Below are 26,498 nucleotides of genomic sequence, written 5' to 3' on the forward strand. Positions count from 1 at the left end.
GAACGCGGCCCTGGTCCAGCTGTGGAGCTGCCACGCCGGCACCAACCAACGCTGGACCATCACCTGAGGGACCCCTTGACCCTCTCCCCCAGAGCCGAACGGCCGGGCACCGCGCCCGGCCGTTCGGTGCGTCGTCCCGCCGGCGCCGGAGGAATGACCGCGCGGTTTCGGGGCACTGCTACCGGCGACGTCCGCCCGACGACCGCAGGAGGCCCGCATGCCGACGATCTGGAAGGTCCGCCACCGCCGCGCCGACATCGACGGGCTGGAGGTGGCCTACCGCGAGGCGGGGGCGCCGGGCCTGCCGGCGGTGCTGCTGCTGCACGGGTTCCCGAGCTCGTCGCACACGTTCCGGGACGTGATGCCGGTGCTCGCGGACGCGGCGCACGTCATCGCGCCGGACCTCCCCGGGTTCGGGATGTCCTCCTCCCCCGGGGTCGGCGAGTACGAGTACACCTTCGCGAACCTCTCGCGCACGGTCGAGCGCCTCCTCGACCGGCTCGGCGTCGAGCGATTCTTCGTGTACCTGCACGACTTCGGCGCGCCCGTCGGCTACCACCTCGCCACCCGCGACCCGGGCCGCATCCGCGGCCTCATCGTCCAGAACGGGAACGCGCACCCCGAGGGCCTCGGCGGGCAGTGGGACACCGCCAAGGCGTACTGGGCCGATCCGAACGAGACCACGCGCGCCGCCCTCCCGGAGTGGCTCGACTTCGAGGGCACGCGCGAGCAGTACCTCGGCGGCCTGCCCGAGCGGCTGCGGGAGCTCCACGCCCCCGAGTCCTGGCACCTCGACTGGGAGCGCATGCGCCGGCCCGGGAACATCGAGGCGCAGTTCGCGCTGTTCACCGACTACGCGAGCCACACCGCCCGCTTCGACGAACTCGCCGCGTACCACCGGGCCCACCAGCCGCCGGCGCTCGTGCTGTGGGGCCGGCACGACCCGTTCTTCGACGTCGAGGAGGTCCTGGCCTACCTCCGCGCCCTCGACCGCGCCGACGCCCACATCCTCGACGGCGGCCACCTGCTCCTGGAGACGCACGCCCCCGAGTGCGCGGCCCTCATGCGCGCGTTCGTGCTCGACAACTCCTGACGCGGTCTCGTGCGGCGGCGGAAGGGCCGCTACTTGAGTTCGGCGAAGATCGGGTTGGTGTAGAACCAGAGGTCTTCCCAGGGGTCGACCTCGCCGGGGACGTCGAGCGCGGGGCCGGCCGGGTCGACGTCGGCGCCGAGGTAGCCGGGCTGGCTGCGCTTGCCGTCGGTGCCGCGCACGCGCACGTACATGCCCGCTTCGACGGTGAAGGTGTGGACGAGCTCGATCGAGCCGGTCTCCCCCGCCACGTCCCAGGACTCGACGACCCTGGTCTCGGGCGCGTACAGGGTGTTCGGGTCCGCGGCGGGCCCGGTGACCTTGCCGGCGATGACGTCGACGCGCGCGAGCCGCGGCAGGAGCCCGGCGTGGTTGACGCGGTCGGCGAGGTCGATCTTGACGCTCAGCTCCACTTCGGTGCCGGCGCGGACGGCGAGGGTGCCGCCGAGGACGGCCTCGTGGCGGGAGCCGCGGCGGCCCTTGACGCGCAGGCGCGTGTCGAGGCCGGCGACGAGGTCGCCGAAGCACACCCACATGCGTCCGGCGCGCATGGCCTTCATGACGGCGCGGTGGGTGAAGTCGCTCGCGCCGACCCAGGTCTTGTTGTAGGCGCCGGGCGGGAACGAGGAGTACTCGGCGACGGGCCGGCCCGTGCCGACCGGCGGCGGGTAGACGCCGGTGGAGTCGAACGTGTCGCCGTCCTCGTTGTAGGGGATGGTGTCGTACCCGGTCTGGTCGAGCGGGTCGACCGGGTTCTTCACCCAGTCGCCGCACGCCTGGTGGCCGTCCGAGGTGGTGGTGATCCACCACTTGCGGCCCTCGGACAGGAGGCTGTCCCACACGCCGCCGACGGTGGCGGTCATCCAGTCGAAGCCGCCCCAGGTGCGGTAGCTCTCGGCCGGGTAGCCGGGGAACGAGTGCCTGCCGGGGCTGGAGTCGTAGAGGCCGCGGCCGCGCGCCATGCCGGGCGCGGGCAGGCCGGCGGCCTGGTGACCGGGCGCGCCCTCGAAGCCGATGACGATGCCGGGCGCGGCGTCCTGCCAGGCGCGCAGCTCGGCCGGGGAGTCGATGCCCTTGCGGGCGGGGTGGTTCGGGAGGACGAGGGCGTCGGCGAGGCGGCCGTCGGCGACGGCGTCGCCCAGGTGGGCGAGGGCCTCGACCGCGAGGGCCTCGTTGGCGGGCGTGCCGTCGCGGGCGCCGACCACGTTGGCGTCGTAAGCGTTCACGAACTCCTGGAGGACTTCGGCCTCATGGTCGCCGGGGGCCATCATGAGCGTGGTGTGCTCGCCGGCGGGGATGTTCCACTCCAGGCCGCTGAAGATGAGCAGGTTCTCGCCGTGCCGTTCGCGGGCGGCGAGGAGGTCCTCGCGCTGCGGGGCGATGCTGTGGGCGGCGAAGGGCTGGTTGCCGTGGTCGGTGATGGCGATCCAGTCGAGGCCGCCGGCGATCGCGCGGACGGCCTGGTCGTCGATGCGGTACATGGCGTCGTTGCTGTACTGGCTGTGGAGGTGGTGGTCGCCGGCGAGCCACAGGTAGCCGCCGCGGCGCTCGCGGTCGTGCGCGGCGGCGGGCGCGGCGGTCGCGGCCGCCGCGGCGGCGCCGGCGAGTCCGGCGCCGACCAGGCCCGCGCCGCGCAGGAAGCCGCGGCGGTCGGTGCCGGCGGGGGCGGGTTCGAGTTCGGTCATGAGTCCTCCAGGGTGGGCGTCGTCCCCGCCGATGGCGCCGGGGCGGAACCGATCCTCGTGCCTGCGGCGGACCTGCGGTCGAACCGCCGCTGTCCGGGAGGTGAATTCGCGTGGCCGCGGCGGTGCGGCGGGGCGAGCCTCGCGCCGTCGCGGCGGCGGTGGCCGATCACGCTCCGGCCCAGGTGAGCGATCGCGGAGGCGGCCCAGGCCCGGGGCACCGCCGCGGAGCGGTGCGCTTCCGACCGCGACGCCGCGTCGATTCCGGGAGCCCTCAGCGGGCGCGGTCGGATTCGGTTGGGGCTGTTCCGGTCTCACCTCGGGGCGCTGTCGGTGTGGTGCGGGGCCGGCGGGTTCCAGTCGGGGGCGAGGCGCATCGCCTCGGCCGGGGTGAGGCCGGTGCCGTGGCGGTAGGCGCGCAGGTACTGGTCGGGGTCGAGGTGGTCGCGCAGGGTGCGGGTGGTGCGGTCGACGTCGGCGGCTTCGGCCGCGGGAAGGGGCGTGCCGACGGTCTGGCGGGCGCTCGCCGCCGCGCCGAGGAGGGCGGCCGCGGTGCGGTGGCGGCCCGCGAGCGCGTGCGCGCCGGCGGTGCCTTCGAGTGCCAGCGCCATGGCGCGCGGGTCTCCGGAGCGGTGCGCCGCCCTCCAGCCTTCGCGGTGGAGGCGCAGCGCTGCGGCGGCGTCGCCGCGTGCTTCGGCGATGAAGCCGAGTTCGGCGAGGACGAGGGCGTGGCCGGGGTCGAAGCCGGCCGTGGACCGGCGGCGGAGGACGCGGCGCAAGAGGGTCTCGGCGTCGTCGAGTCGTCCCTCGCGGCGGGCGGCGAGGGCGCTGCCGATCTCGGCGTGGATCCGCCCGGGGGTGAAGTCGTGGTCGGCGGCGAGGCGCAGGGCCCGGTCGTGGTGCTCCCGGGCCGTCGCGAAGTCGCCGGTGAGCATGGCGATGTTGCCGATGCTCGCCAGCCGGTAGGACGCCTCGGGCCACAGCCCGAGGTCTTCGGCGAGTCGCAGGCCCTCCCGGTGGAGTCGGGCCGCCTCGGCGTAGTCGCCCGACATCTCCGCGAGCGCCGCAACCGGTTCGACGGTCTGGAGGCGGCCCCACGGGTCGCCGAGGGCCGCGAACCGGGCCGCGCTTTGGCGGCCGTCGCGTTCGAGTGCCGCGATGTCGCCGCGGACGTGCGCCTGGTTGGCCCGGACGCTCAGGGCCGCGGCGGCGCCCCAGTCGTCGCCGAGGCGTTCGAAGGCCGTCAGGGCCTGCTCGATGAGGGCCTCGCTCTGGTCCTGGGCGCCGACGCCGAAGAGGGTGAAGCCGAGGAACCACTGGACGCGGGCCCGCTCGGCGGCGTCGGTGACGGCGTCGAGCGCGTCGCTGACGCGGGCGATGCGGTCCGGGTCGGCCTCGCCGTCGACGAGGGCGGCGAACCCGGCGCTCCAGGCGCGGGCGCGGGTCGCCGGTGACGACCGGTCGAGGCCGGCGGGCACCGCGGCGAGGACCGCTTCGAGGAGCCGGCGGCCTTCGCTGAGCCGGCCCCGCAGGTACCAGTACCAGGTGAGCGCGAGCGCCAGGTCGAGCGCGTCCTCGATCGCGTCGTCCCCGAGCGCGGCGTGCAGGGCGGCGCGGAGGTTCGCCGCCTCCGCGTCGAGGACGGCGAGCGCTGCGCTCTGGCCGGGGCCGCGCAGCAGGGGTGCGGTGCGCTTGGCGAGGTCCAGGTAGTGGGCGCGGTGGCGGGTGCGGGCCGCGGTGCGCTCGCCGGCGTCGTCGAGGCGGGCGAGGCTGTACTCGCGGATGGATTCGAGGAGGCGGTAGCGGGGTGCGCCGCCGGTGTCGTCGACGGTCACGAGGGAGCGGGAGACGAGCCGGTGGAGCAGGTCGGGCACGTCCGCTTCGCCGCCGCCGCAGACGGCTTCGGCCGCGGCGAGGGTGCATCCGTCGTTGTGGACGGCGAGGCGGCGGAGGACGGCGCGCTCGGGATCGGTGAGCAGGCTCCAGCTCCAGTCGATCATCGCCCGGAGCGTCTGGTGCCGGGGGGCCGCGCCGCGGGGTCCGGCCGCGAGGAGCCGGAAGCGGTCGTCGAGGCGGGCGGCGACCTCGCGGGCGCCGAGTGCGCGGACGCGGGCGGCGGCCAGTTCGATCGCGAGCGGGAGGCCGTCGAGCCGGCGGCAGATCTCGGCGACGTGCGCGGCGTTGCCGGCGTGGAGGTCGAACCCGGGTGCGGCGGCGCGGGCGCGGGCGACGAAGAGTTCGACGGCGCTCGCGCGGGCGATGTCGGCGGGGGCTTCGCGATCGGGTGCGGGGACCGCCAGCGGCGGGACGGTCCGGACCTCTTCGCCGAGGAAGCCGAGGGGTTCGCGGCCGGTGGCGAGCACGCGGAGGTCGGGGCAACGGTGCAGCAGGGTCAGTGCGAGGTCGGCGGCGGCGTCGAGGAGGTGCTCGCAGTTGTCCAGGACGAGGAGGAGTCGCTTGTCGCGGAGGGCGGTCGCGAGGCGGTCGGCCGGTGCGGCGTCCGGGCCGGGCCGGATGCCGAGCGCGGCCATGGCGGCTTCGGCGACCGCGTCAGTCGCGCCGTCCGCTTCGGTGACGGCGGCGAGCTCGATCAGCCATGCGCCGTCGGGGAAGTCGGGCGCGAGGCGCGCCGCGGTCTCGACGGCGAGCCGGGTCTTGCCGACGCCGCCGGGGCCGGTGAGGGTCACCTGCCTTGCGGTGGTGAGGGATCGGCGCAACGCTGCGATGTCGTCCCCGCGTCCGATCAGCGGCGTCACGGGCGCGGGCAGGTTGCCGCGGGGCGCGGGCGGGTCGGCCGCCGGGGCATGCTGGTGCAGGAGCCGGCGGTGCAGCCGGGTCGTCTCGGGGCTCGGGTCGAGGCCGAGCTCCTCGGCGAGCCGTGTCCGCAGGTCCTGGAACTCGGCCAGTGCCTCCCCGGTGCGGCCGGCGGCGTGGAGCGCTCGCATGTGGACGGCGCGGAGGCGCTCGCGCAGCGGGTGGCGGAGCACGAGCTCGTGGAGTTCGTCCGCCGCGTCGAGGTGCCGGCCGGCGTCGAGGCGGGCCTCGGCGAGGGTTTCGAGGGCGGTGAGCCGGGCCTCCTCCAGGCGGGCGGCGACGGGCCGCGCGAATGCGGCGTCGCTGTGCCCGGCGAACGCCGCGCCCCGCCACAGGGCGAGGCCCTCGGTCAGGAGGGCGATGCGCTCGTGCGGATCGCGCGCGGCGCGGGCGCGGGCGGTGAGCGAGGTGAACCGGGTGCTGTCGAGGTGGTCCGTTCGCAGGGCATAGCCGCCGTCGCCGAGCAGGAGGAGTTCGCGGGCGCCCGGTTCGGCGTCCTCGAAGGTCTTGCGCAGCTGCCAGATCCGGGTCTGGAGGGCGCCGGCCGGGTCGCTCGGCGGTGCCTCGGCGCCCCAGAGGTCCTCGGTGAGGCGGTCGGCGGTGACGGGGTGTCCTTCGCGGGCGAGGAGGGCCGCCAGGAGGGTCCTCGTCTTGAGCCCGGGGACCGCGACCGGGCGGCCGTCGGCCGTCCGCACCTCCAGGGGGCCCAGCACTCCGAATCGCACGGACGCCACCGTAGCGCGGCGGGCCGACGGAGAGCGGACGGAGAGCGGACCGAGAGCGGCGCGGCGCAGAGTCGGTCGGGTCCGCTTCCTCTACTCCCGGAAGGCTTCCGATGACGACCACGACCCCGACCGTGCCGAAGGCCGGGCCCCGCGAGTGGCTCGGGCTCCTGGTGCTCCTGCTGCCCACGCTCGTGCTGGCGATCGACGTGACGGTCCTCAACCTCGCCGTGCCGCACCTGAGCGCCGACCTCGAGCCGACCGGCGCCGAACTGCTGTGGATCGTCGACGTCTACGGGTTCATGATCGCCGGCTTCCTGCTGACCATGGGCTCGCTCGGCGACCGCATCGGGCGCCGCCGGCTCCTGATGATCGGCGCGGCCGGCTTCGGGGCCGCCTCGGTCCTCGCGGCCTTCGCGACCACTCCGGCGGCGCTGATCGCCGCCCGCGCACTGCTCGGCGTCACCGGCGCCACGCTGATGCCCTCGACGCTGGCGCTGCTCACGAACATGTTCAAGGACCGGCGGCAGCGCGCGACCGCCCTCGGCGCCTGGGCGACCTGCCTGTCGCTGGGCGCCGCGGTGGGGCCGATCCTGGGCGGGGCGCTCCTGGAGTGGTTCCGGTGGGGCACGGTGTTCCTCCTCGCCGTCCCGGTGATGGCGCTGCTGCTGGCCGCGGCGCCGTTCCTGCTGCCGGAGTACCGGGACGCCGGCGCCGGCCGGATCGACTTCGTGAGCATCCTGCTGTCCCTGGCGGCGATCCTGCCGGCGGTCTACGGCGTCAAGCGAATCGCCGAACACGGCGCGGACGGCGTCGCGGGCGCGGCGGTCGCCCTCGGCCTCGTCGTCGGAGCGCTGTTCGCGATCCGCCAGCGCAGGTCCGCCGATCCGCTCCTCGATCTGCGGCTGTTCGCGGACCGGGCGTTCAGCGCGGCGATCCTGGTGCTGCTCCTGGGCCTGGGGCTGATGGGCGGGCTGTACCTGTTCATCACGCAGTACCTCCAGTCGGTGGCCGGGCTCTCGTCGCTGCGGGCCGGCCTCCTGCTGCTGCCCGCGGCCGCCGCCCTCATCGGGACGGCGATGCTGACGCCGGTGCTCACCAGGCGGATTCGCCCGGCGTACGTCATCGGCGGCGCGCTGCTGCTCTCCGTTCCCGGCTACGTCATGATCGCCGCGGTCGACGGGACCGGCGGGGCCGCGCTGGTCGCGGCCGGCTTCACGCTGGTGTACGCCGGCATCAGCCCGATGATGGTCCTCGGCACCGACCTCGTGGTCGGCGCCGCGCCGCCGGAGCGGGCGGGCTCGGCCGCGGCGATGTCCGAGTCGGGCATGGAACTGGGCATCGCGCTGGGCGTCGCCGCGCTCGGCAGCGCGGTCACCGCCGTCTACCGGGGCGACCTCGCCGGGGCCCTGCCGGCGGACGCGCCCGAAGCGGTGCGGGACGCCGCGCTCGACACCTTGGCGGGCGCCGAGTCCGCCGCCGGGGCCCTCCCGGATCCGATGCGCCTCGAGGTGCTGGCGTCGGCCCGGGAGGCGTTCACGAACGGGTTGAGCCTCGCGGCGGGCATCGCGGGAGCGGTGGTGGCGGCGCTGGCCCTCGCCGTGGTCGTGTTCCTGCGCCACGTGCCGGCCGGGAGCGCGGAGGAGCCGTCGCCTTCCGAGGCCGATCGAGCGTGAACGCCGGTGCGTCCCTCGGCGGGCCTGACCGAGGGACGCGCCCGAGTCCGATGTGGTCAGAGATGCCTCGGGAGTCCGAAGCGGGGGAACAGGGTCGGGTCCAGGAACGAGGTGATGCGGGTGATGCCGGCGCCCGTCAGGGTGAGGACGTGGATGCCGTGGGCGCGGCGGCCGCCGTCCGCGGCCCGCTCATAGGAGGCGAAGGCGGGCTGGCCGTTCGCGGCGGTGCGGAGCATCGGGGCGCCGCCGCAGGCGGCGAAGCCCTGGGCTCGCATGAAGCGCGCGATGGCGTCGGCGCCGCTGAACCAGGTCGTGAACGGGGGCATCTCCAGGGCGGCGTCGGCGCGGAGGATGCGGGTGAGGGCGTCGGCGTCGCTGTGCTCGAACGCGGCGACGAACCGGTCGAGGAGTTCTCGGCGCTCGGGATCGGTCGGCTCGCGCACCGGTTCGGCGGGGTCGAGCTGGGCCAGGCGGGCCCGGGCGCGTTGCAGGGAGCTGTTGGCCGCGGCGGTGGTGGTGCCGAGGAGGTCGGCGACTTCGGCTGCGCGCCAGTCGAGGACGTCGCGCAGGATCAGGACCGCGCGCTGGCGGGCGGGCAGGTGCTGGAGGGCCGCCGTGAACGCGAGTCGCGTGCCCTCCCGGGACGCGGCGATCTCGGCGGGGTCGCCGCCGAGCAGCGCGTCCGGCAGCGGCTGGAGCCACGGCACCTCGGCCGGGGGCGACTCGAGCGGCCCCTCGGGGTCCGCGCTCGGGCCGCCGAGCCCGGCCGGGAGGGGCCGGCGGCCGCGGCGCTCGATCGCGCGCAGGCACACGTGCGTGGCGATGCGGTACAGCCAGGTGCGCAGCGACGACCGGCCTTCGAACCGGTCGAAGGCGCGCCAGGCGCGCAGGTAGGCGTCCTGCACGGCGTCCTCCGCGTCGTGCGCCGAGCCGAGCATGCGGTAGCAGTGCGCGAGCAGTTCGCGCCGGTGCGGGTCGGTGAGCCGCGTGAACTCCTCGGCGTCGACCAGGGTCTGGACCACGGGTGCTCCCTTTCGTCGTTCCTCACCGGTACTGACCCGCGCGGGGGCGCGAACTCATCGGTCCGCGATGAGTTCCGGGCGGCGGTCGTATCAGTACCGGTGAGCGGCGCCGACCCGGCGCCCCCGATCCAGGAGGCACCCGTGCCACAGTTCTTCATCGAAGCCCCCGCCGGCATCGCGCCCGACGCGAAGCGCCGGCTGATGCGCGAGGTCACCGACGCGATCGACGAGGCGTACCACATGCGGCCGGAGATCCAGGTGTGGCTGCGCGAGTACAGCGGCGACGCCGTCTCCTACGACGGTGAGCTCTACGGCGACGAGCCGATGCGCATCGTCGGCTTCCTCGAGGCGCCCGAACTCGCCAGCACCGACGCCAGCCGCAAGCTGACCTCGGCGGTCAACGAGGCGATCGGGACCGCGTACCAGGGCATCGCGAACACCGACGAGACCCTCATCCTCATGAACCGGTACCCGCTCCACGCCGCGGGCTTCCAGGGCCGGCTCCAGTCGGACGACCCGGAGGCCGTCGAGGCGATCGCCCAGTTGAACGCCTGAGCACCGCGGGCCCGCGCCGAGACCGGCGCGGGCCCGTCGCGGTCCCGGGTCACACCAGGTGGCAGGCTTCGTCGGCGTGGGCCGGGTGGACGCGGATGGACACCAGCCGGTCGAAGCACCGCAGGTGCCCGTCCCAGTCCTGCGCCTCCTCGCAGGCGAGGTAGACGCTCGGCCCGACGATGTACTTCCGATCGCTGAGGTAGCCGGTGCAGTCGAGCACCCCGGCCTGCGCGGGCGCCGGCGCGGTGAGCGCGATGCCGCCGGCGAGCGCGAGCACCGCCAGGCCCCGGACGGTGCGTCGAGCGGTCGATGTCATGCCGTTCCCCCTGTTCGTGAACGCCTCCAGCCGGAAGCTCGCCTGATCGTAGGGACGCCTGGGCGGAGACGTCGGGGGAACGGGCCACCTCCGTCGATCGGAAATCCGACAGGGCCTTCGGTTCGAGCGCGAGGACGGTGTTCACGGGCGGATCGGCGGTCCCCGGAGCGGCCGCCGGTCGGCCTCGCCGGGTCAGGCGCCGGTGTTCGTCAGGGCCGCAACGGCTTCGGGGTCGCCGGTGAGGTGGGTGTCGGCGGCGTCGCGGCGGCCGCTGAGGTAGAGGAGGAGTTCGACGGGGCGGCCGGTGAGGACGGCGCCGCCGCCGGGCCCGAAGTGGCGGGCGCGGCCGTCGGGGGTGCGCAGTTCGAGGCCGTGCGGGCGGATCTTCCGGGCGGCCCGCCAGGCGGTGAGGCGGCTGGTCTTCCAGGCGGCCTCGTCGAGGTCGGGGCGGCCGGCGCGGGGGCCGAGGCCGTTGGCGCGGCGGACGTCCTCGTGGTGGATGAGGTACTCGGCGCCGTTGAGGAGGCTGCGGAGCCCGGGAATGCACCACGGCAGGAGCGGGGCCCCGGCGCGGAGCCGGTCGACGAGGGCGGGAAGGCCCTTCGCCTTCGCCGCGGCCATCTTCGCGTCCGTCCAGCGGTTGAAGTGCTCGCGGAGCACGAGGTGCGCGGCGAGGTCCAGCGCGGTCCAGCCCTCGCACAGCGTCGGCGCGTCCGGTCCCACCTCGGCCAGCAGGTCGCACAGGTCCTCGCGCTCGCGCGCGTCCAGCGGTGTCCGGTGCTGCGTGGCGCCCATTCGTCCTCCCCTTCACCGACACCGTACGCCGTCTGCGGGCCGGGCCGGTCCTCGCTCAGGTCGCGGAGGAGGTCCGGGCCCGCGCCGGTCCGAGCGGGGCCCGGTCGGCGGGCGTCAGCAGCAGCCGTCGTGCTCGGCGGGGTTCGAGAGGCCGGCGAGGGCGCGGAGCGGGGCGGAGAAGGCCTCGCAGCACAGGGAGTAGACGTTGCTGCGGCCCTTGGGGGTCACGGAGACGAGGCCGAGCTCGCGCAGGGGCGCGAGGTGGTGGGAGACGAGGGTCTGGGCGAGACCGGTGGCCTCGGTCAGTTCGCGGACGGTGCGCGACTGCTCGGACAGGAGCAGGACGATCGCGAGGCGGTTCTCGTCGGCGAGGGCCTTGAACTGCGGCGCGAGGTCTTTGGCGTGCTCGATCACCGACGCGTCGGAGTGCCCGGCGCTCACGTCGGTCAAGGTGAGTTCGATCGTGCGGCTCATGCGTCAAGTAAACCACAGAACTTGCTATCAACAGCATTCACTGATATTAGTTAGATCAGTTGATGCGACCGTGGTGGTCGCCTCCCCGAACGCACAGGAGCCCGTCATGTCCGACCCCGTCACCAGACCCGTCCAGACCGTCGCCGTCATCGGCGCCGGCCCGGTCGGCCTCGCGGCCGCCGCACACCTGCTCGAGCGCGGCCTGACGCCGATCGTGCTCGAAGCCGGGAGCGGCCCGGCCGACGCGATCCGCCAATGGGGACACGTGCGCCTGTTCTCGCCGTGGCGGTTCGACATCGACGCCGCCGCGAGGAGACTGCTCGAATCGCACGGCTGGACCGCCCCCGACCCCGACGGGCTGCCCACCGGCGCCGAGCTCATCGAGCACTACCTCGCGCCCCTGGCGCGGACCCCGGAGCTGGCCCCGCATCTCCGCTACGACAGCCGCGTCACCGCCGTCGCGCGGCTCGGCGTGGACAAGACCCGCACCATCGGCCGCGAGGGCCGCCCCTACCTCGTCCGCACCCGCGACACCGAGGGCGCATGGTCCGACCTCGTGGTCGACGCGGTCCTCGACGCCTCCGGCACCTGGGGCCGGCGCAACCCGCTCGGCGCGCACGGGCTCGCCGCCCCCGGCGAGGACCACGCGGCCGCATGGGCGGCCGGGCCGCTCCCCGACGTGCTCGGCGCCGAGCGGGACCGGTTCGCGGGCAAGCGGACCCTGGTCGTCGGCATGGGGCACTCGGCGGCGAACACGCTGCTGAACCTGGCCCGGCTCGCCGAGCGGGAGCCGGGCACCGCGGTCACGTGGGCGATCCGCGGCGACTCGCCGGCCCGGCTGTACGGCGGCGGCGCGGCCGACGCGCTGCCGGCGCGGGGCACGATCGGCACGCGGCTGCGCGAACTGGTCGAGGCCGGCGCGATCGAACTGGTCACCGGGTTCACCGTCGACCGCTTCACGACCCGCCCGGACGGCTCGGTCGCGGTGGCCGGCAGCATCGGCGGCGTCGAGCACGTCATCGAGGCCGACCAGGTGGCGGCCGCGACCGGGTTCCGCCCGGACCTGGAGATGCTGCGCGAGATCCGGCTCGACCTCGACGCCACGGTCGAAGCGCCCGCCAAGCTCGCGCCGCTCATCGACCCGAACTTCCACTCCTGCGGCACCGTGCCGCCGCACGGGGAGGCCGACCTCGCCCAGCCGGACGACGGCTTCTACCTGGTCGGCATGAAGTCGTACGGCCGCGCCCCGACGTTCCTGCTCGCCACGGGGTACGAACAGGTCCGCTCCGTCGCCGCGGCCCTCGCCGGCGACCGCGAGGCCGCCGACAAGGTCGAACTCGACCTGCCCGAGACCGGCGTCTGCTCCTCGTCGCGCTCGCTCGAAGCCACCTCGATCGCCGACGCGGGCGAGGCCGGCGGCTGCTGCGGCACCGCCGACTCCGGTCGCGGCACTGAAGGGGCCGCCTCGGCGGGGTGCGGGACGCCCGAACCGGTTGCCGTCGGCGCCCGGGGCCTCGCCACCGGCGTGCTGCACGGCCGCGCCGGCGAGCGCCGGGAGCTCCCGCAGCTCAACGCGGGCGGCGGCTGCTGCGGCTGACGCGCCGGGCCGCCTCCCGGCTCGGCGAACCCGCGGTGAACTTCGGGCGGCGTTCGGATGCCGCCGAGGCCGCGGAGCGGCGTCGGACGCCTGGTCGGCGCCGGCGAACGCTCCGGGACGTGGACTGCGGGCGGGGCGGTGGTGGCGGGCTGATTCGATTCCTGTAAAAGTAGACGCATGTCGAATCAGCCCGCCCGGACCCCGCTGCCGCTCGCCGCGGCCGACTGCCACACCCCGCTGGTGAGCGAGCCGCTCACGGCCGAGCAGTCCGAGCGGCTCGCGCCCTCGTTCAAGGCCCTGGGCGACCCGATCCGGCTGCGGCTCCTCTCGCTCATCGCCTCCCACCAGGGCGGGGAGGCGTGCGTGTGCGACCTGACCGACGCCTTCGCGGTCTCGGCCCCCACGGTCTCCCACCACCTCAAGGTCCTGCGCGAGTCCGGCCTGGTGGCCTCCGAGCGGCGCGGCACCTGGGTGTACTACCGCGCCGAACCCGCCGCCCTCGACCTGCTCTCCACGGTGCTCTCGGTCCCCCGGCGGGCCGGCGCATGAGCCCGAGGCTGTCGACGCTCGACCGGTTCCTGCCGGCGTGGATCGGCGCGGCCATGCTCGCCGGGATCGCGCTCGGGCACTGGGCGCCCGTGCTCGGCAAGGCGCTCAACGCGGTCCAGGTCGGCGGCATCAGCCTGCCGATCGCCGCCGGGCTGCTGCTCATGATGTACCCGGTCCTGGCGAAGGTCCGCTACGACCGGCTCGACACGGTCACCGCCGACAAGCGCCTGCTGGTCGCCTCGCTCGCACTGAACTGGCTGGCCGGCCCGCTGCTCATGTTCACCCTCGCCTGGGTCTTCCTCGCGGACCTGCCCGAGTTCAGGACGGGCCTGATCATCGTGGGCCTCGCCCGGTGCATCGCGATGGTCGTCATCTGGAACGACCTCGCCTGCGGCGACCGGGAGGCCGCCGCCGTGCTCGTCGCCTTGAACTCGGTCTTCCAGGTCGCCGCGTTCGGGGCGCTCGGCTGGTTCTACCTCGACGCCCTGCCTCGCTGGCTCGGGCTCGACGCGACCGGGCTGGAGGTCTCCGGCTGGGAGATCGCGCTGAACGTGGCGGTGTTCCTCGGCGTGCCGCTGGCCGCGGGGTACCTGACGCGGCGCCTCGGGGAGCGGCGCCGGGGCCGCGCGTGGTACGAGGAGCGGTTCCTGCCGCGGATCGGGCCGTTCGCGCTGTACGGGCTGCTGTTCACCATCGTCGTGCTCTTCGCGCTCCAGGGCGAGGCGATCCTCGCCCGACCGCTCGACGCCGTGCGCATCGCGGTGCCGCTGCTGGCGTACTTCGGGCTCATGTGGGCCGGGGCCTTCGCGCTGGGCCGGGCCCTCGGCCTGGGCTACGAGCGCACCGCGACGCTCGCGTTCACGGCCGCGGGCAACAACTTCGAACTCGCCATCGCGGTCGCGATCGCGACCTTCGGCGCGACCTCCGGCCAGGCGCTCGCCGGCGTCGTCGGCCCGCTCATCGAAGTCCCGGTCCTGGTGGGCCTGGTGTACGTGAGCCTGCGGGCGCGTCGCCGCTTCCCTACTCCCGCAACCGCAACCGTCACGTCATGACCCGACCGCAAAGGAATGCCATGCCCGACAAGCCGTCCGTGCTCTTCGTCTGCGTCCACAACGCCGGCCGCTCCCAGATGGCCGCCGGATGGCTCCGGCACCTGGCCGGGGACCGGATCGAGGTCCGGTCGGCCGGGTCGGCCCCCGGCGACCGGGTGAATCCCGCCGCCGTCGAGGCCATGCGGGAGGTCGGCGTCGACATCGCCGACCAGCGGCCCAAGCTCCTCACGGTCGACGCGGTCGAGGCGTCCGACGTGTGCGTCACGATGGGCTGCGGCGACGCGTGCCCGGTCTTCCCCGGGAAGCGGTACCTCGACTGGGTCCTCGACGACCCGGCCGGGCAGGGCGTCGAGGCCGTGCGGCCCATCCGCGACGAGATCAGGGCCCGGGTCGAGGCGCTCATCGCGGAGCTGCTTCCGGAGGGCGGCGCCAAGGCGTGAGCGCTCGTCGAGCACACGAGGGGCCCGGGACGCGTCGCGTCCCGGGCCCCGCTCATCGGTCAGCCCTTGACGAAGGCGAGCAGGGCTTCGTTGACTTCGGCGGCGTGGGTCCACAGGAGCCCGTGCGGGGCGCCTTCGACCTCGACGTACTCGGCGTCGGGGACGGCCTGGTGGAAGCGGCGCCCGGTGGCGTCGATCGGCAGGATGTGGTCCTCGGTGCCGTGCAGGATCAGGGTCGGCTTGGCGGCGGCGCGGACGGCCTCGACGTCGGGGCGGAAGTCCTCGATCCAGGAGGAGACGACCGCGTAGGCGGCGACGGGCGCCGAGGTCGTGGCGGTGTTCCAGTTGGCGGTGACGACCTCCTGGCTGATGCGGGTCCCGAGGTTCTCGTCGAGGTTGTAGAAGTCCTTGTAGAACTGGGTGAACCAGGCGTAGCGGTCGCCGCGGGCGGCCGCGGCGATGCCGTCGAAGACCTCCTGCGGGACGCCCTCGGGGTTGTCGTCGCGCTGGACGAGGAACGGCTCGAGCGAGGCGAGGAAGGCGAGCTTCGCGACGCGGTCGTGGCCGTGGTTCCTGACGTAGCGGGCGAGTTCGCCGGTGCCCATGGAGAAGCCGACGAGGATGACGTCGCGCAGGTCCAGCTCGGTGAGGACCGTGTCGAGGTCGGCGGCGAAGGTGTCGTAGTCGTAGCCGGTGCCGACCTTGCTCGACCGGCCGAAGCCGCGGCGGTCGTAGGTGATGACGCGGTAGCCGGCGTCGAGGAGCTCGCGGGTCTGCCGCTCCCAGCTGTGGCCGTTGAGCGGGTAGCCGTGGATGAGGACGACCGGCTGCCCCGTGCCCTGGTCCTCGTAGTAGAGCTCGATCGGAGTGCTGTTCTCGGTGCCGACCTTGATGGTGCCCATGGCCGTGGTCCTCTCGAATCGTGGAGAACGGTCGTTCTCCGGTATACTTGCTACGGTAGAGAACGTTCGTTCTCGCGGCAAGGATTTTGCGATATGACACAGGACACGCCCGTTCGGGACCAGGTGCTCGAGGCCGCTGACCGGCTGTTCTACGCCAAGGGCACGCACGCGGTCGGCATGGACGAGCTGCGCGCCGCCGCCGGCGTCTCCCTCAAGCGGCTCTACCAGCTCTTCGAATCCAAGGAGGCGCTCATCGAGGCGGTCCTCCAGTGGCGCGACGCGACCCTCACCGCCGAGATCACGGCGTACACGGCGCGGCAGGACACCCCCGAGCGGCAGGTGCTGGCCGTGTTCGACTGGATCGCCGACTCGTCGGGGAGCCCGGGGTTCCGCGGGTGCGCCTTCATCAACGCCTACGCCGAGCACGGCGCCTCCTCGGAGCGGATCACCGCCGCCGTCCGGCACCAGAAGAGCGGGATGCACGGCGCGATCCACGCCATGGCCGCCGCGGCGGGCAGGCCCGAATGGGTCGCCGACTCGATCTTCCTGCTCTTCGAAGGGGCCATGACCAACACCGCGATCGCCGCCTCGTCCGAACCGGCCCGCCAGGCCCGGGCGGCGGCCGAGTTCCTGCTGGACAACACCGGCTGACCCGCGGCGGCGGGGTCAGTCCGGGTGGATGACCACGCAGCAGCGGCCGGGGCCGGGGGCGAGGTCGGCGCGGTCGGGGTCGGCGCCGCGGGATGCGAGCACGCCGCGCAGGAACGCCCGGTTCATGCCGCAGACCAGGGCCGTCTCCTGCCGCATGATCCGGTGGAACGGGCAGTTGCGCAGCTCGATGTCGCCGCGGTCGGTGCGGTCGGGCTCGTAGCCGCGGTCGGCCAGCGCGCCGAGCAGGTCGCCGGCGGGGACGGCGCGGCCCCGCCGCTCGGCGGCGGCGGTCAGGGCTTCGCGCAGGGCCGGCGAGTCGGCGGCGGCCGCGGCGTCGGCGAGGATCTCGGCGAGGAGGCCGTAGTCGCGCGGCGGGATGGTGAGCGAGACCTCGTCCCGCGCCGGCGCGTACTGCTTCGCGGGGCGTCCGGCCCCGGGCCCGCCGCGCCCTTCGGGGCGGGCGTAGCCGGTGGTCAGCAGGCCGGCGTCGGCGAGGCGGTCGAGGTGGTAGGCCGCGAGGGTCCGGCTGATCGCGACCGCGGCGGCCACCTCGTCCCGCCGGACCGGCCCGGACTGCGTCGAGACGTAGTCGAAGACCTTGCGCCGCAATGGGTTCGACAGCACGTCCGGGTCCCAAGCCGCCCTGCGGGGCGCAGCCTCGTCCATGCGGCGAATCTACCACCAATGAATCTTGACAAATACCGGTCGGGCTCCGAGACTAAAAACAATCATCGTTGTCTTTAGAAGGGAAGCGGCATGCCCACCACCGCACCGGAGACCGCCCCGGACCCCGCTCGCGGCCTCGACCCGCTCACCGGCGGCGAGGCGCCGTTCGAACCGGACCTGGTCGCGGCGGAGGCCGCGGCGTCGGCGTTCCTCAAGGCCCTGGGCATGCAGCACGACTCCGAGCACCTGCGGGCGACCCCCGGGCGGATGGCCCGGGCCTGGGCCGAGATGCTCACCCCGCGCCCGTTCAACCTGACGACCTTCCCCAACGACGAGGGCTACGACGAGCTCGTCCTGGCCCGCGACATCCCGTTCCGGTCGATCTGCGAGCACCACCTGCTGCCGTTCACCGGCCGCGCCTGCGTCGGCTACCTGCCCGGGGAGCGCGTGCTCGGCCTCTCCAAGCTCGCCCGGGTGGTCGAGCACTTCGCGTGCCGCCCGCAGACGCAGGAGCGGTTGACGAAGCAGACCGCCGACTGGCTCCAGGAGCGCCTCGGCGCCAGGGCGGTCGGGGTCGTGGTCAGGGCCGAGCACTCGTGCATGACGCTGCGCGGGGCGCTGGCGACGGGTTCGAGCACGGTGACCTCGACCCTGCTCGGCAGCCTGCGCACCGATCCGAGTTCGCGGCAGGAGTTCCTCGCGCTCGCCGGGTGCTGACGGCGTCGGCCGTCCGGCGGAGGCGCGGCCCGGGAAGTCGGCCGGATTGCCGAGGCGGGCGGCGACGCCGGGCGATGATGGGCGGATGGACTGGACGCCGGCGTGTTGACCGAACCCGTTGCGGGGCTGAGCATGTCCCCCGTCGAGATCGTCGCGATGATCGCGGCCGCCGCGGCGGTGTCCGCGTACTGGCTGCCGAGGGGCGCCCGCCGGCCGGTGTTCGCGAGCGCGCTCGTCGCCGTCGCGGTCGCCGCGGTCGTGCTGGGGTTCACCGGACTGCGGTGGCAGGCGGCGCCGATGCTCGCGGCGGCAGCGATCGCCTGCGCGGCGCGGGTGTGCACGCGGCGGCGGGTGCGGCGGTGGGCGGCGGTCGCGGGCACGGCCGGGTGCGCGGGCCTGGTGGCCGCGACGCCGGTCGCGTCCTGGGCGATGCCGGTGGCGGTGTACCCCGAGCCGACCGGGCCCTTCGCGGTCGGCGCCGCGGTGGTGGAGTGGACGGACGAGGCGCGGCCCGAGCCGTTCACCGCCGATCCGGACGACCGCCGGGTGATCGTGGCGCAGTTCTGGTACCCGGCCGAGGCGGCGCCCGGCGCCGAGCGCGCCTTCGCGGGGCGGGAGACGGCGGCGGAGTCGCGGCTCGTCACCGAGTCCTCGGCCGAGTTCTTCGGCATCCCGCCGTTCCTGGTGGCGGACACCGCGACCGCGCGGTCGCACGCGGTGTTCGGCGCGCCCGCGGCCGGGACCGAGCGGTACCCGGTGGTGGTGTTCTCCCCCGGGCTGTCGGCGACGCGCACGGCGAACACCGTCCTCGCCGAGGAGTGGGCGAGCCGCGGCTATGTGGTGGTCACGGTCGACCACACCTTCGACGCCGCGGTCACGGTCGTCGGCGACGAACCGGTCGCCGGCCGCAACACGGTGCCGGCGACCGAGGCCGAGGCCGCGCGGGCGAACCGCGAGAACCTCGGGATGCGCACCGCCGACCTCAGTTTCGTGCTCTCGCAGGTGGAGGACGGCGCGGTGCCGGAGCCGCTGGCGGGCCGGGTCGACGCCGGCCGGGCCGCGGTGGCCGGCCACTCGCGGGGCGCGGCCGCGGCGCTCGCGACGGCGGCCGCCGACCCCCGCTTCGACGCCGTGGTCCACCTCGACGGCGGCCTGGAGCCGTCGCTGCCGCCGGGGCCGTTCGGCCAGCCCGCGCTGTCGATCGTCAGCCCCGTCTCCGCGGACCGGAACCCCGACTACCTGCCGGAGCTCGACCGGGCCCTGGAGGCCGGCACCGGCGAGCGGCTGCGGATCGAGCTGCCGGGCGCGGGCCACTTCTCGTTCACCGACGCGGCCCTGTACTTCCCGCCGCTGCCGTCGGTCCTGGGCGCCGCCGACCGCCGGGAGGGCCTGCGCGCCACCGCCGAGGCCACCGGCGTGTTCCTCGACGCGGCCCTCCGCGCCGTCCCGACCGATCTGGCGTCGGAACTGGCGCGGTACGGGCCGCTGACCGAGTACGCCTGAGGCGCTAGACGAAGGTCTGGACGAACTCCACGGCGAGCCAGGCCGCGAACACCAGCAGGATGACGCCGGAGACGCGGTCGAACCAGACGCGGCGCTCCTTGGTGAGGAAGCGGCGCATGCCGTGGGCGGCGGCGGCGAGGATGAGGAACCAGGTCCAGGACGCGGTGACCGCGCCGATCGCGAACGGCAGGCGCGTGGCCGCGGCCTGGGCGGTGATCGCCGCGCCGAGGACGCCGACGGTGTCGAGGATGGCGTGCGGGTTGAGCAGCGAGACGGCCGCGGTCTGGCGCAGCACCTGGCCGCGGGACCAGGTGCCGGTGAGGTCGTCGAAGTCGGCCGGCTTGGTGCGCAGGGACTTCACGCCGAGGTAGGTGAGGAAGAGCGCGCCCGCCACGAGCATCGCCGGGCGCAGGCCGGGGACCGAGTCGAGCAGGACCGAGGTCCCGGCCGCGCCGAGGACGATGAGGAGGGTGTCGCACAGGCCCGCGCCGACCACGGCCCACAGGGCGCGGGGCATGCCGAGGGTGACGCCCTGGCCGAAGACGAAGACGTTCTGCGCCCCGATCGGGACGATGAGCGCCAGGCCCAGGGCCAGGCCGGTGAAGTAGGCGGCGGTCACTGGGGCCCTTCGGCGTCGAGTCGGACGGTGCGGTCGGCGGCGGTGAGGACCCGGTGGTCGGTGACCGCGGCGCCTTCGGACAGGAGCTCCTTGAGGCGCTCGGCGGCGGCGTCGACGGCCTCGCGGGCCGCGTCGCCGACGCTGTCGAAGACGAAGACCGCGCGGGTGGTGGCGGCGGTGACCTTGGTGGCGTCGGCGTCGCGGTGGTTCCAGTGGCGGGTCAGGACCTCCGCGCCCTGGGCGTAGACCACTTCGCCGGGCTTGGGGGCCTCACGCACGTCGGGTTCGCCCAGGGGCGTGAAGCCGTCGCCGTCGGCGGCGAAGCGGATGTCGACCCGGGGCTCCAGCGCGGCCAGGTCGAACGCGCCCGCGGGCACGCCGAAGCGCACCGAGACGAGGTTGTAGGCGTCGACGGCCGGGGTGATGCGCGGCAGGCGGCCGGACTTGGCGAGGCGGCGCTGGAGCGCTTCGACGCTGGGGCGCATCCGCTTCGGGTTGGTGCCGAACGCGCGGTAGGCCGCGTGCCAGGTCGCGATGCGCGGGTCCTCGGCGTCGAGCGCGGTCCAGGCGCCTTGGGCGGCTTCGGCTTCGAGCTCGTCCATCGCGGCGGCGGCCTTGGGCCAGGGTTCGCCGTTGCGCAGGGAGGCGGCGGCGATCAGGTGGATCCGCAGCTGCGGGAACGCCTCGGCGACGCCGTCGGCGACGGTGAACTCGGGGCTCATTCGCTGGTCCTCTCGGTGTGTCGTCGCACGGTCCGCGCTCACGCCCCGCCGCGGGCGGGCGTCGCGAGCACCCCGGAGCGCCGGCGCAGTCGCGTCGCGTACTCGGGGTCGGCGGCCATGAGCCGCCGGTGGAGCCATGCGAGCCGGTGGTGCGGCACGCCCGGCCACAGGTGATGAACCGTATGGTAGCCGTCGTTATGGGGATGGATCAGCGCGCGCTGGAGGGTTCCCAGGTTGCTGACGGTGGCGTCGAAGACGGTGTCCGATCCGGTGTAGACGTGCTCGCTGGCCTCGGCGATGAACCGCAGGACCGGCAGGGCGAGCGCGTATCCGGCCAGCCAGACCGCGGCGGACGCGGCGGCGGCGCGCGGTCCGGCGGCGGCCCACGCCGGGGCGGCCGCGGCGGCCAGGCCCCAGGCGACGGGCACGAGGGCGAGGGCCGGCGCGGTCTGGAGGCTGTCGCGCCACCAGGTGCGCTGGTAGGCCGGGAGGCGGCGCAGGAGCCCGAGCGCGAACGCGGCGGCGCTGGAGCGGTCGAGGGCCTCGAGGTCGAGTTCGCGGTAGCGCTGCCGGTCGGGGTCCTCGTCGGTGCCGAAGGCGCCGTGGTGGCGCAGGTGGCTCTCGCGGTAGCCGGCGAGCCGGGCGCCGGTCGGGAGCGCGGCGAGGGCCGTGGCGAGGACGTCGTTGAGCAGGCGGTGCTTGCGGCTCCAGTTGAAGTGGGAGCCTTCGTGGACGAGGTTCTCGAGGGCGCGCAGCTGGCGTCCGGTGAGGACGGCCGCGAGGACCGCGGCGACCAGTCCGGCGAAGGGCTGCACGGTGAGGAGCCAGCCGGCGGCGGCGCAGGCGGCGATCATGGCGGCCTGGTCGGCGACGGCGGCGGCCGCGGTGCGCCAGGGGCGGGTGCGGTGGGCGGCCTTGATGTCCTCGCGGAGTGCCGCGGGGGTCGAATAGCCGCGGCGGTATCGGTGGGATTCGACTTTGTCGACAATTTGACTGGGGACGGCTGAATTCGTTGCTCGCATTGTCCGCTCCGAATGAAGGGGGTCGGCCGGGAGCAAGGAAAGCAGGATTGCAAGATCAACTCCAGCCATTGTGATGCATGTAACCGGCGGAGGATCGGAGGATCAAGATCGTTTTCTCGCGACGAGTCGCGGGGCGCGAAAATGATCTTGGATGGAGTTCTTGAAGGGACTCGAATAGACGCCTGTTACTTGTGACCCAGAACACTTTTCAATATTTTCATCGGTGATGAGCTGGGATTTCACGACCGTTCACTGTTTTCCTGCGGAGCGGTGACCGGACGTGATCGGTGCGTCATGCTAGATTGTCCGAGGTTTCCCGGAAGTCGGGAACGCCCCCATTGCAGTCTCTTCCCCGGACTGTCGATCCCCATTCTCGAACCGTTCACTGCAATCCGGAATAGTGCACATCGGTGTGCGCGGTCCCGGTGTTCGGGCGCGCCTCCTCCCCGGGCGGGCCCGTATTCCACGGATAGGTGTCCAGTTGATCTTCTCTACTCTCGAACCGTTTACAAGGGAGGGAACGGATCTGCCCGTTCCCGGCCCCGCGGGCGCGTTCCCGATGGCCGCGGTCGCGTTCCGCAACGGCCCGGCCTCCCTCGGGTTCGCGCCCGCGGGCGACCACCTCGCGATGACCGTCCCGATGGCGCGCCCGGGCGAGCCCGGCTGCGTCGAGACCTGGTGGTGCGAGGAGCCGCCCGAGACGGGCCGCGCCGGCGACATCCTGTACGCGTGCGGCGACGAGGTCGCCCTGTGCGCGGCGGTCGTCGAGCACCGGTCCGTGTACGCGCCCGCCGTCGAGCAGCGGTACCGGGAGGTCTTCGCGTTCCTGGAGGCCCACGGCTACCGGCGCCTGCTGCGGGTCTGGAACTTCATCGAGACCATCAACGCCGCGAACGCCGACGGCCTCGAGGTCTACCGCGACTTCTGCAAGGGCCGCGCCGACGCGTTCGCCGCGCACCCGGTGTTCTCCCGGTCGATGCCGGCCGCCACGGGCATCGGCACCACCGGCAGCGGCATCTCGTTCTTCCTGCTGGCGGTCAAGGACGCCGAGGTCCGCCACATCGAGAACCGCCGGCAGACGCCCGCGTACCGGTACCCCGCGCGGTACGGGCCGCGCAGCCCCAGCTTCGCCCGCGCGACCACGATGACCGCGCGGCCGGGCGAGGCGCCGACTCTGTTCGTCTCCGGCACCGCGAGCATCCTCGGGCACGAGACCGTGTTCGCGGGCGACATCGAGAAGCAGTGCGCGACCACCGCCGACAACATCGCCGAGCTCATCGGCAACTGCTACGGCGGCGCGAAGTCGCTCACCGACGTCGACGCCGTCAAAGCCTATGTGCGCCATGCCCACCACGTGGAGTACGTGCGCGAGTTCTGCGCCTCGGCGTTCGGCCCGCGCGCCTCGCTGGCGGTGTTCAACGTGGACATCTGCCGCGGCGACCTGCTGGTGGAGATCGAGGCGATCGTCGGCGGCGCCGCCGTCGGCGCCGAGGCGGTGCGGGCATGAGCGACCTGGTCAACCCCGAGATCGCACGGCTCGGCGCGCATCCGTTCCCGCGCGTGGCCGCGCTGCTCGACGGCGTCGAGCCGCCGCCCGGGCCCGCCGTCGACCTGACCATCGGCGAGCCGCGCGTCGCCCCGCCCGCCTGGCTCGCCTCCCGGCTCGCCGAGCACGGCGGCACGCTGGGGACCTACCCGCGCAACGAGGGCACCGCCGCGTTCCGCGCGGCCGCCTCCGGCTGGCTCGACCGCCGGTTCCAGCTCGACCCCGCGCTCCCGCCCGAGGCGGTCGTGCCGAGCTCCGGCGCCCGCGAGGTGCTGTTCCAGCTGGGCCTGCTCGCGCGCGGGAAGGGCCTGGCGGTCATGCCGACCCCGCACTACGCGCCCTACCGGGCCGCCGCGCGGCTCACCGGCCTCGACCCGGTCTACCTGGCCTGCGACGAGGCCGGCGGGTTCCTCCCCGACCTCGACGAGGTCGACCGCCTCGGCCCGCGGATCGCGCTGCTCACCCTCTGCTCCCCCACCAATCCCGAAGGGGCCGTGGCGAGCCGCGGCTACCTGGACCGGGCCGTGCGGCTCGCGCGGCGGCACGGGTTCGTGCTCGCCGTCGACGAGTGCTACTCCGAGATCTACCGCGGCGAACCCCCGTACGGCGTCCTCCGCGTCTGCGCCGAGCAGGCAGGCGGCGGCGACCCGTTTGCGAACGTCCTCGCGGTGAACTCGCTGTCGAAGCGGTCCTCGGCGCCCGGCCTGCGCATCGGGTTCGCCGCCGGGGACCGCCGGCTCGTCCAGGGCCTCATCGACCTCCGCGCCTACACCGCCGGCACGGTCGGCTGCCCGAACCTGGGCGCCGCCGCCGACCTCCTCGCCGACGAGTCGCACGTCGAGCGCATCCGCGGCTTCTACCGCGAGCTGTTCGACGCCGCCGACGCGATCCTCGGCGGCCTCCCGGGCTACCGGTCCCCCGAGGCCGGGATGTTCCTGTGGCTGCGGGTCGACGACGGCGAGGCCGTCGCCGTCGAGTGCTGGGAGCGCGCCGGGCTCCGCGTCGTCCCCGGCGCCTACATCGGACCGAAGGCGCACGACGGCACCTGGTCCGCCGCCGGGTACGTGCGCGTCGCGATGGTCCACGACCTCGACACCACCAGGGCCGCCCTGGAACGGCTCGCGCCGATCCTCCTCAAGCACGGGGTGGTCGCATGACGGGCCTGCCGGTCCTGGTCGCGGGCGGCGGCATCGGCGGCCTCGCGGCGGCGGTGAGCCTGGCCCGCAAGGGAATCCCCTCGCTCGTGCTCGAACGCAACGCGGCCTTCGACGAGATCGGGGCGGGCATCCAGCTCGGCCCCAACGCCCTCGCCGTCCTCGACGCGATCGGCGCCGGGGCACGCGTGCGCGAGCGCCTCATCCCCGTGGGGCACCTGGAGATCCGCGACGCACTCGACGGCCGCGCCCTCGTCAGGCTCGACCTGCGCGGCGCCTTCCGCGAGCGCTACCGCGCCGGGTACGGCGTCATCCACCGCGGCGACCTCCTGCGCGCGCTCCACGAGAGCTGCCTCGAGTCGCCGCTCGTCGCGCTCGCGGTGAACGCCGAGGCCGTCGACTGGGAGGAGCGGCCCGACCGGGTCGAGGTCCGCACCGCCGACGGCCGCCGCCTCCAGGGCCGGTGCGTCATCGCCGCCGACGGCCTCCACTCCCGGTTCCGCCAGGCCATCGCCGGCGACGGCGAGCCCGTCCCTTCAGGACACGCGACGTACCGCTGCCTCATCCCGGCCGACCGGATGCCCGCGGCGAGCCGCGTCGACGGGGCCGTCCTGTGGGCCGGACCCGACTGCCACCTCGTGCACTACCCGCTCAAGGACCGGGCCGTCTACAACGCCGTGGTCACCGTCAACGACGGCTCCGCGGACACCGCCCGCGGCGAGGCCGTGCCCGACGAGGAGGTCCGCGCCCGCTTCGACCGGATCGGCGCGGGCGCGGCGGCGTTCCTCAGCGCGGGCACCGGCTGGCGGCGCTGGACGCTGCGCGACCGCGAACCCGTCGCGACCTGGACCAAGGGCCGCGCCGCGCTCCTCGGCGACGCCGCCCACCCGATGCTCCAGTACGCGGCCCAGGGCGCGTGCATGGCGATCGAGGACGCCGCCGCGCTCGCCGGCCACCTCGCCGCCCAGGAGGACCCGCAGGCGGCCCTCGACGGGTACGCGGCCGCGCGGCGCGAGCGCACCGCCCGCGTCCAGCGGCTCTCCCGCTGGATGGCCGCGGAGGTCTACCACCCCGCGGGCACCGCCGCGAAGCGCCGCGACGCCATGCTCCTCGGCCTGTCCGAGGAGCGCCTGCTCGACCACCTCGCCTGGCTCTACACCCCGTTCGGAGGGATCGCGTGACCACAGGACTCGAACGGTACTCGGCGTCCATCGCCGCCGAGGGCCTCGTCCCGCTCTGGGACCGCTTCAGGACGCTCGTGCGGCCCGAGCCCGCCGGCGGCGCGGCCGCCCACCGCTGGCGGTACGCCGCGATGCGCGAGCACCTCATGCGCGCGGGCGAGCTCATCTCCGTCGAGGAGGCCGAGCGCCGCGTCCTCATCCTCGAGAACCCCGCGCTCGCCGGCACCTCCTCGATCACGCGGACGCTGTACGCCGGCCTCCAGCTGGTGCGGCCCGGCGAGGTCGCCCCCGCGCACCGGCACACCCAGTCCGCGCTGCGGCTCATCCTCGAAGGCGAGAGCGCGTACTCCACGGTGGACGGCGACAAGACGCCGATGCGCTTCGGGGACGTGGTGGTCACGCCGCCGTGGTCCTGGCACGACCACGGCAACGACGGCGCGCCCGCCGAGGACACGATCTGGCTCGACGCGCTCGACATCCCCACGGTGGGCTTCTACGACGCCTCGTTCATGGAGAACCACCCCGACCGAGCCCAGAAGCCCGAGCCCGACGGCCGGGCCGCGCTATGGGCCGCCGGGCTGCGGCCCCTCGACCGGCCGCAGCCGGCGAACCCCGTCACCTCCTACCCGTACGCGGCCGCGCTCAAGCGGCTGGAGCAGTACGCGGCCCGCCAGGCCCCGCACCCGGTGCGCGGCTGGGAGGCCGAGTACACCGACCCGTCCACCGGCGGCCCGATCCTCAAGACCATCAGCGCGTTCCTCAGCCTGCTGCCGGCCGGGCCGAGCCGGGGGACGTACCGGTCGACCGACGCCACCGTGTTCGTCCCCGTCGAAGGCACCGGCGCCACCACCGTGGGCGGCGAGGTCTTCGAGTGGGGGCCGCGCGACGTGCTCGTCCTGCCCGCGTGGGTCCCGTACGCGCACGAGGTGGACGACGGCGCGGCCGTCGTCTTCTCCTACAGCGACCGCGCCGCCCAGACCGCCCTCGGCCTCTGGCGCGAGGCCTTCGACACCACCCGCCATGGAGCCTGA

Annotated in this window: 25 protein-coding genes; 14 read left to right on the forward strand and 11 right to left on the reverse strand. The window is 74.4% G+C overall.

What is annotated here, in order from left to right:
* Positions 1–217: 217 nt before the first annotated feature.
* Positions 218–1,093: an alpha/beta fold hydrolase gene (locus tag EIW28_RS00005; RefSeq protein ID WP_125245686.1), complete on the forward strand. Its 876-nt coding sequence runs from the start codon at positions 218–220 to the stop codon at positions 1,091–1,093.
* 29 nt (positions 1,094–1,122) lie between these two features.
* Here the strand turns inward: EIW28_RS00005 and EIW28_RS00010 are convergent, their stop codons facing one another.
* Together EIW28_RS00010 and EIW28_RS00015 are read right to left on the reverse strand one after the other, a co-directional pair.
* Positions 1,123–2,775: a PHP domain-containing protein gene (locus EIW28_RS00010; protein WP_125245687.1), complete on the reverse strand. Its 1,653-nt coding sequence runs from the start codon at positions 2,773–2,775 to the stop codon at positions 1,123–1,125.
* 311 nt (positions 2,776–3,086) lie between these two features.
* A complete protein-coding gene (locus tag EIW28_RS00015) occupies positions 3,087–6,311 on the reverse strand; it encodes a BTAD domain-containing putative transcriptional regulator (protein WP_125245688.1) in 3,225 nt (1,074 codons plus the stop codon).
* A gap of 110 nt (positions 6,312–6,421) precedes the next feature.
* Here EIW28_RS00015 and EIW28_RS00020 point away from each other — a divergent pair, with 110 nt between their 5' ends.
* Positions 6,422–7,984 carry an MFS transporter gene (locus tag EIW28_RS00020; RefSeq protein ID WP_125245689.1) on the forward strand — a complete coding sequence of 521 codons (1,563 nt, stop codon included), beginning with the start codon at positions 6,422–6,424 and terminating at the stop codon, positions 7,982–7,984.
* Positions 7,985–8,040: 56 nt separating this feature from the next.
* Here the strand turns inward: EIW28_RS00020 and EIW28_RS00025 are convergent, their stop codons facing one another.
* Positions 8,041–9,006, reverse strand: a complete 966-nt coding sequence (locus EIW28_RS00025) for a sigma-70 family RNA polymerase sigma factor (RefSeq protein ID WP_125245690.1) — start codon at positions 9,004–9,006, stop codon at positions 8,041–8,043.
* Positions 9,007–9,147: 141 nt separating this feature from the next.
* Here EIW28_RS00025 and EIW28_RS00030 point away from each other — a divergent pair, with 141 nt between their 5' ends.
* Positions 9,148–9,561 (forward strand): tautomerase family protein, encoded by a 414-nt coding sequence (locus EIW28_RS00030; RefSeq protein WP_125245691.1) that lies wholly within the window; start codon positions 9,148–9,150, stop codon positions 9,559–9,561.
* A gap of 49 nt (positions 9,562–9,610) precedes the next feature.
* On the opposite strand, the gene EIW28_RS00035 is transcribed toward EIW28_RS00030, so the two are convergent.
* From EIW28_RS00035 to EIW28_RS00045, 3 genes are all read right to left on the reverse strand, one after another.
* Positions 9,611–9,877 carry a hypothetical protein gene (locus EIW28_RS00035; protein WP_125245692.1) on the reverse strand — a complete coding sequence of 89 codons (267 nt, stop codon included), beginning with the start codon at positions 9,875–9,877 and terminating at the stop codon, positions 9,611–9,613.
* Positions 9,878–10,069: 192 nt separating this feature from the next.
* On the reverse strand, positions 10,070–10,672 hold the full coding sequence (locus tag EIW28_RS00040; RefSeq protein ID WP_125245693.1) for a maleylpyruvate isomerase family mycothiol-dependent enzyme: 603 nt from the start codon (positions 10,670–10,672) through the stop codon (positions 10,070–10,072).
* A gap of 114 nt (positions 10,673–10,786) precedes the next feature.
* Complete coding sequence (locus EIW28_RS00045; RefSeq protein WP_125245694.1) at positions 10,787–11,146, reverse strand: ArsR/SmtB family transcription factor; 360 nt, start codon at positions 11,144–11,146, stop codon at positions 10,787–10,789.
* Positions 11,147–11,252: 106 nt separating this feature from the next.
* Here EIW28_RS00045 and EIW28_RS00050 point away from each other — a divergent pair, with 106 nt between their 5' ends.
* From EIW28_RS00050 to EIW28_RS00065, 4 genes are all read left to right on the forward strand, one after another.
* Positions 11,253–12,743, forward strand: a complete 1,491-nt coding sequence (locus EIW28_RS00050; protein ID WP_125245695.1) for an FAD-dependent oxidoreductase — start codon at positions 11,253–11,255, stop codon at positions 12,741–12,743.
* 177 nt (positions 12,744–12,920) lie between these two features.
* Positions 12,921–13,292, forward strand: coding sequence for an ArsR/SmtB family transcription factor (locus EIW28_RS00055; protein WP_125245696.1), 372 nt, complete (start codon positions 12,921–12,923; stop codon positions 13,290–13,292).
* Positions 13,289–14,344, forward strand: coding sequence for an ACR3 family arsenite efflux transporter (gene arsB, locus EIW28_RS00060; protein ID WP_125245697.1), 1,056 nt, complete (start codon positions 13,289–13,291; stop codon positions 14,342–14,344). Before EIW28_RS00055 ends, arsB begins: the two co-directional genes overlap by 4 nt.
* Before the next feature lie 20 nt (positions 14,345–14,364).
* Positions 14,365–14,784: an arsenate reductase ArsC gene (locus EIW28_RS00065; RefSeq protein WP_125246661.1), complete on the forward strand. Its 420-nt coding sequence runs from the start codon at positions 14,365–14,367 to the stop codon at positions 14,782–14,784.
* Positions 14,785–14,843: 59 nt separating this feature from the next.
* Here the strand turns inward: EIW28_RS00065 and EIW28_RS00070 are convergent, their stop codons facing one another.
* Positions 14,844–15,686, reverse strand: coding sequence for an alpha/beta fold hydrolase (locus EIW28_RS00070; protein ID WP_125245698.1), 843 nt, complete (start codon positions 15,684–15,686; stop codon positions 14,844–14,846).
* 93 nt (positions 15,687–15,779) lie between these two features.
* Between EIW28_RS00070 and EIW28_RS00075 the strand changes: the two genes are divergently transcribed.
* Positions 15,780–16,337: a TetR/AcrR family transcriptional regulator gene (locus tag EIW28_RS00075; RefSeq protein ID WP_125245699.1), complete on the forward strand. Its 558-nt coding sequence runs from the start codon at positions 15,780–15,782 to the stop codon at positions 16,335–16,337.
* Positions 16,338–16,352: 15 nt separating this feature from the next.
* On the opposite strand, the gene EIW28_RS00080 is transcribed toward EIW28_RS00075, so the two are convergent.
* Positions 16,353–17,003, reverse strand: coding sequence for a helix-turn-helix domain-containing protein (locus EIW28_RS00080; RefSeq protein WP_125245700.1), 651 nt, complete (start codon positions 17,001–17,003; stop codon positions 16,353–16,355).
* 90 nt (positions 17,004–17,093) lie between these two features.
* On the opposite strand from EIW28_RS00080, the gene folE reads away from it, so the two are divergent.
* Together folE and EIW28_RS00090 are read left to right on the forward strand one after the other, a co-directional pair.
* Complete coding sequence (folE, locus tag EIW28_RS00085) at positions 17,094–17,720, forward strand: GTP cyclohydrolase I (protein ID WP_125245701.1); 627 nt, start codon at positions 17,094–17,096, stop codon at positions 17,718–17,720.
* 132 nt (positions 17,721–17,852) lie between these two features.
* The gene (locus tag EIW28_RS00090; protein WP_125245702.1) at positions 17,853–19,223 is read left to right on the forward strand and encodes an alpha/beta hydrolase family protein; all 1,371 of its coding nucleotides are present in this window, start codon (positions 17,853–17,855) and stop codon (positions 19,221–19,223) included.
* A gap of 4 nt (positions 19,224–19,227) precedes the next feature.
* Here EIW28_RS00090 and EIW28_RS00095 read toward each other — a convergent pair whose 3' ends face one another.
* The 3 genes from EIW28_RS00095 to EIW28_RS00105 are packed head-to-tail and all read right to left on the reverse strand — an operon-like array spanning position 19,228 to position 21,586.
* Positions 19,228–19,842, reverse strand: a complete 615-nt coding sequence (locus EIW28_RS00095; protein ID WP_125245703.1) for a LysE/ArgO family amino acid transporter — start codon at positions 19,840–19,842, stop codon at positions 19,228–19,230.
* The gene (locus EIW28_RS00100) at positions 19,839–20,564 is read right to left on the reverse strand and encodes a B3/B4 domain-containing protein (protein ID WP_125245704.1); all 726 of its coding nucleotides are present in this window, start codon (positions 20,562–20,564) and stop codon (positions 19,839–19,841) included. Before EIW28_RS00100 ends, EIW28_RS00095 begins: the two co-directional genes overlap by 4 nt.
* A 38-nt stretch (positions 20,565–20,602) precedes the next feature.
* Positions 20,603–21,586, reverse strand: a complete 984-nt coding sequence (locus EIW28_RS00105; RefSeq protein ID WP_125245705.1) for a fatty acid desaturase — start codon at positions 21,584–21,586, stop codon at positions 20,603–20,605.
* Between the two features lie 481 nt (positions 21,587–22,067).
* On the opposite strand from EIW28_RS00105, the gene EIW28_RS00110 reads away from it, so the two are divergent.
* From EIW28_RS00110 to EIW28_RS00125, 4 genes are read left to right on the forward strand one after another with little or no spacing between them, the layout of a single operon-like run.
* Positions 22,068–23,093, forward strand: a complete 1,026-nt coding sequence (locus tag EIW28_RS00110) for an FkbO/Hyg5 family chorismatase (protein WP_125245706.1) — start codon at positions 22,068–22,070, stop codon at positions 23,091–23,093.
* Positions 23,090–24,289, forward strand: a complete 1,200-nt coding sequence (locus EIW28_RS00115; RefSeq protein ID WP_125245707.1) for an aminotransferase class I/II-fold pyridoxal phosphate-dependent enzyme — start codon at positions 23,090–23,092, stop codon at positions 24,287–24,289. The genes EIW28_RS00110 and EIW28_RS00115 overlap by 4 nt, the downstream gene beginning before the upstream one ends.
* Positions 24,286–25,467 (forward strand): FAD-dependent monooxygenase, encoded by a 1,182-nt coding sequence (locus tag EIW28_RS00120; RefSeq protein WP_125245708.1) that lies wholly within the window; start codon positions 24,286–24,288, stop codon positions 25,465–25,467. Before EIW28_RS00115 ends, EIW28_RS00120 begins: the two co-directional genes overlap by 4 nt.
* A complete protein-coding gene (locus tag EIW28_RS00125; RefSeq protein ID WP_197716988.1) occupies positions 25,464–26,498 on the forward strand; it encodes a cupin domain-containing protein in 1,035 nt (344 codons plus the stop codon). Before EIW28_RS00120 ends, EIW28_RS00125 begins: the two co-directional genes overlap by 4 nt.

The organism is Glycomyces terrestris, from assembly GCF_003933745.1.
Lineage (GTDB): Bacteria > Actinomycetota > Actinomycetes > Mycobacteriales > Micromonosporaceae > Glycomyces > Glycomyces terrestris.

What these genes read in the sequence shown, in the direction of transcription:
- EIW28_RS00005 (WP_125245686.1), top strand. Translation starts at nt 218, where the DNA reads ATGCCGACGATCTGGAAGGTCCGCCACCGCCGCGCCGACATCGACGGG.
- EIW28_RS00010 (WP_125245687.1), bottom strand. Translation starts at nt 2,775, where the DNA reads ATGACCGAACTCGAACCCGCCCCCGCCGGCACCGACCGCCGCGGCTTC.
- EIW28_RS00020 (WP_125245689.1), top strand. Translation starts at nt 6,422, where the DNA reads ATGACGACCACGACCCCGACCGTGCCGAAGGCCGGGCCCCGCGAGTGG.
- EIW28_RS00035 (WP_125245692.1), bottom strand. Translation starts at nt 9,877, where the DNA reads ATGACATCGACCGCTCGACGCACCGTCCGGGGCCTGGCGGTGCTCGCG.
- EIW28_RS00040 (WP_125245693.1), bottom strand. Translation starts at nt 10,672, where the DNA reads ATGGGCGCCACGCAGCACCGGACACCGCTGGACGCGCGCGAGCGCGAG.
- EIW28_RS00045 (WP_125245694.1), bottom strand. Translation starts at nt 11,146, where the DNA reads ATGAGCCGCACGATCGAACTCACCTTGACCGACGTGAGCGCCGGGCAC.
- EIW28_RS00050 (WP_125245695.1), top strand. Translation starts at nt 11,253, where the DNA reads ATGTCCGACCCCGTCACCAGACCCGTCCAGACCGTCGCCGTCATCGGC.
- EIW28_RS00055 (WP_125245696.1), top strand. Translation starts at nt 12,921, where the DNA reads ATGTCGAATCAGCCCGCCCGGACCCCGCTGCCGCTCGCCGCGGCCGAC.
- arsB (WP_125245697.1), top strand. Translation starts at nt 13,289, where the DNA reads ATGAGCCCGAGGCTGTCGACGCTCGACCGGTTCCTGCCGGCGTGGATC.
- EIW28_RS00065 (WP_125246661.1), top strand. Translation starts at nt 14,365, where the DNA reads ATGCCCGACAAGCCGTCCGTGCTCTTCGTCTGCGTCCACAACGCCGGC.
- EIW28_RS00070 (WP_125245698.1), bottom strand. Translation starts at nt 15,686, where the DNA reads ATGGGCACCATCAAGGTCGGCACCGAGAACAGCACTCCGATCGAGCTC.
- EIW28_RS00075 (WP_125245699.1), top strand. Translation starts at nt 15,780, where the DNA reads ATGACACAGGACACGCCCGTTCGGGACCAGGTGCTCGAGGCCGCTGAC.
- EIW28_RS00080 (WP_125245700.1), bottom strand. Translation starts at nt 17,003, where the DNA reads ATGGACGAGGCTGCGCCCCGCAGGGCGGCTTGGGACCCGGACGTGCTG.
- folE (WP_125245701.1), top strand. Translation starts at nt 17,094, where the DNA reads ATGCCCACCACCGCACCGGAGACCGCCCCGGACCCCGCTCGCGGCCTC.
- EIW28_RS00090 (WP_125245702.1), top strand. Translation starts at nt 17,853, where the DNA reads ATGTCCCCCGTCGAGATCGTCGCGATGATCGCGGCCGCCGCGGCGGTG.
- EIW28_RS00100 (WP_125245704.1), bottom strand. Translation starts at nt 20,564, where the DNA reads ATGAGCCCCGAGTTCACCGTCGCCGACGGCGTCGCCGAGGCGTTCCCG.
- EIW28_RS00105 (WP_125245705.1), bottom strand. Translation starts at nt 21,586, where the DNA reads ATGCGAGCAACGAATTCAGCCGTCCCCAGTCAAATTGTCGACAAAGTC.
- EIW28_RS00115 (WP_125245707.1), top strand. Translation starts at nt 23,090, where the DNA reads ATGAGCGACCTGGTCAACCCCGAGATCGCACGGCTCGGCGCGCATCCG.
- EIW28_RS00120 (WP_125245708.1), top strand. Translation starts at nt 24,286, where the DNA reads ATGACGGGCCTGCCGGTCCTGGTCGCGGGCGGCGGCATCGGCGGCCTC.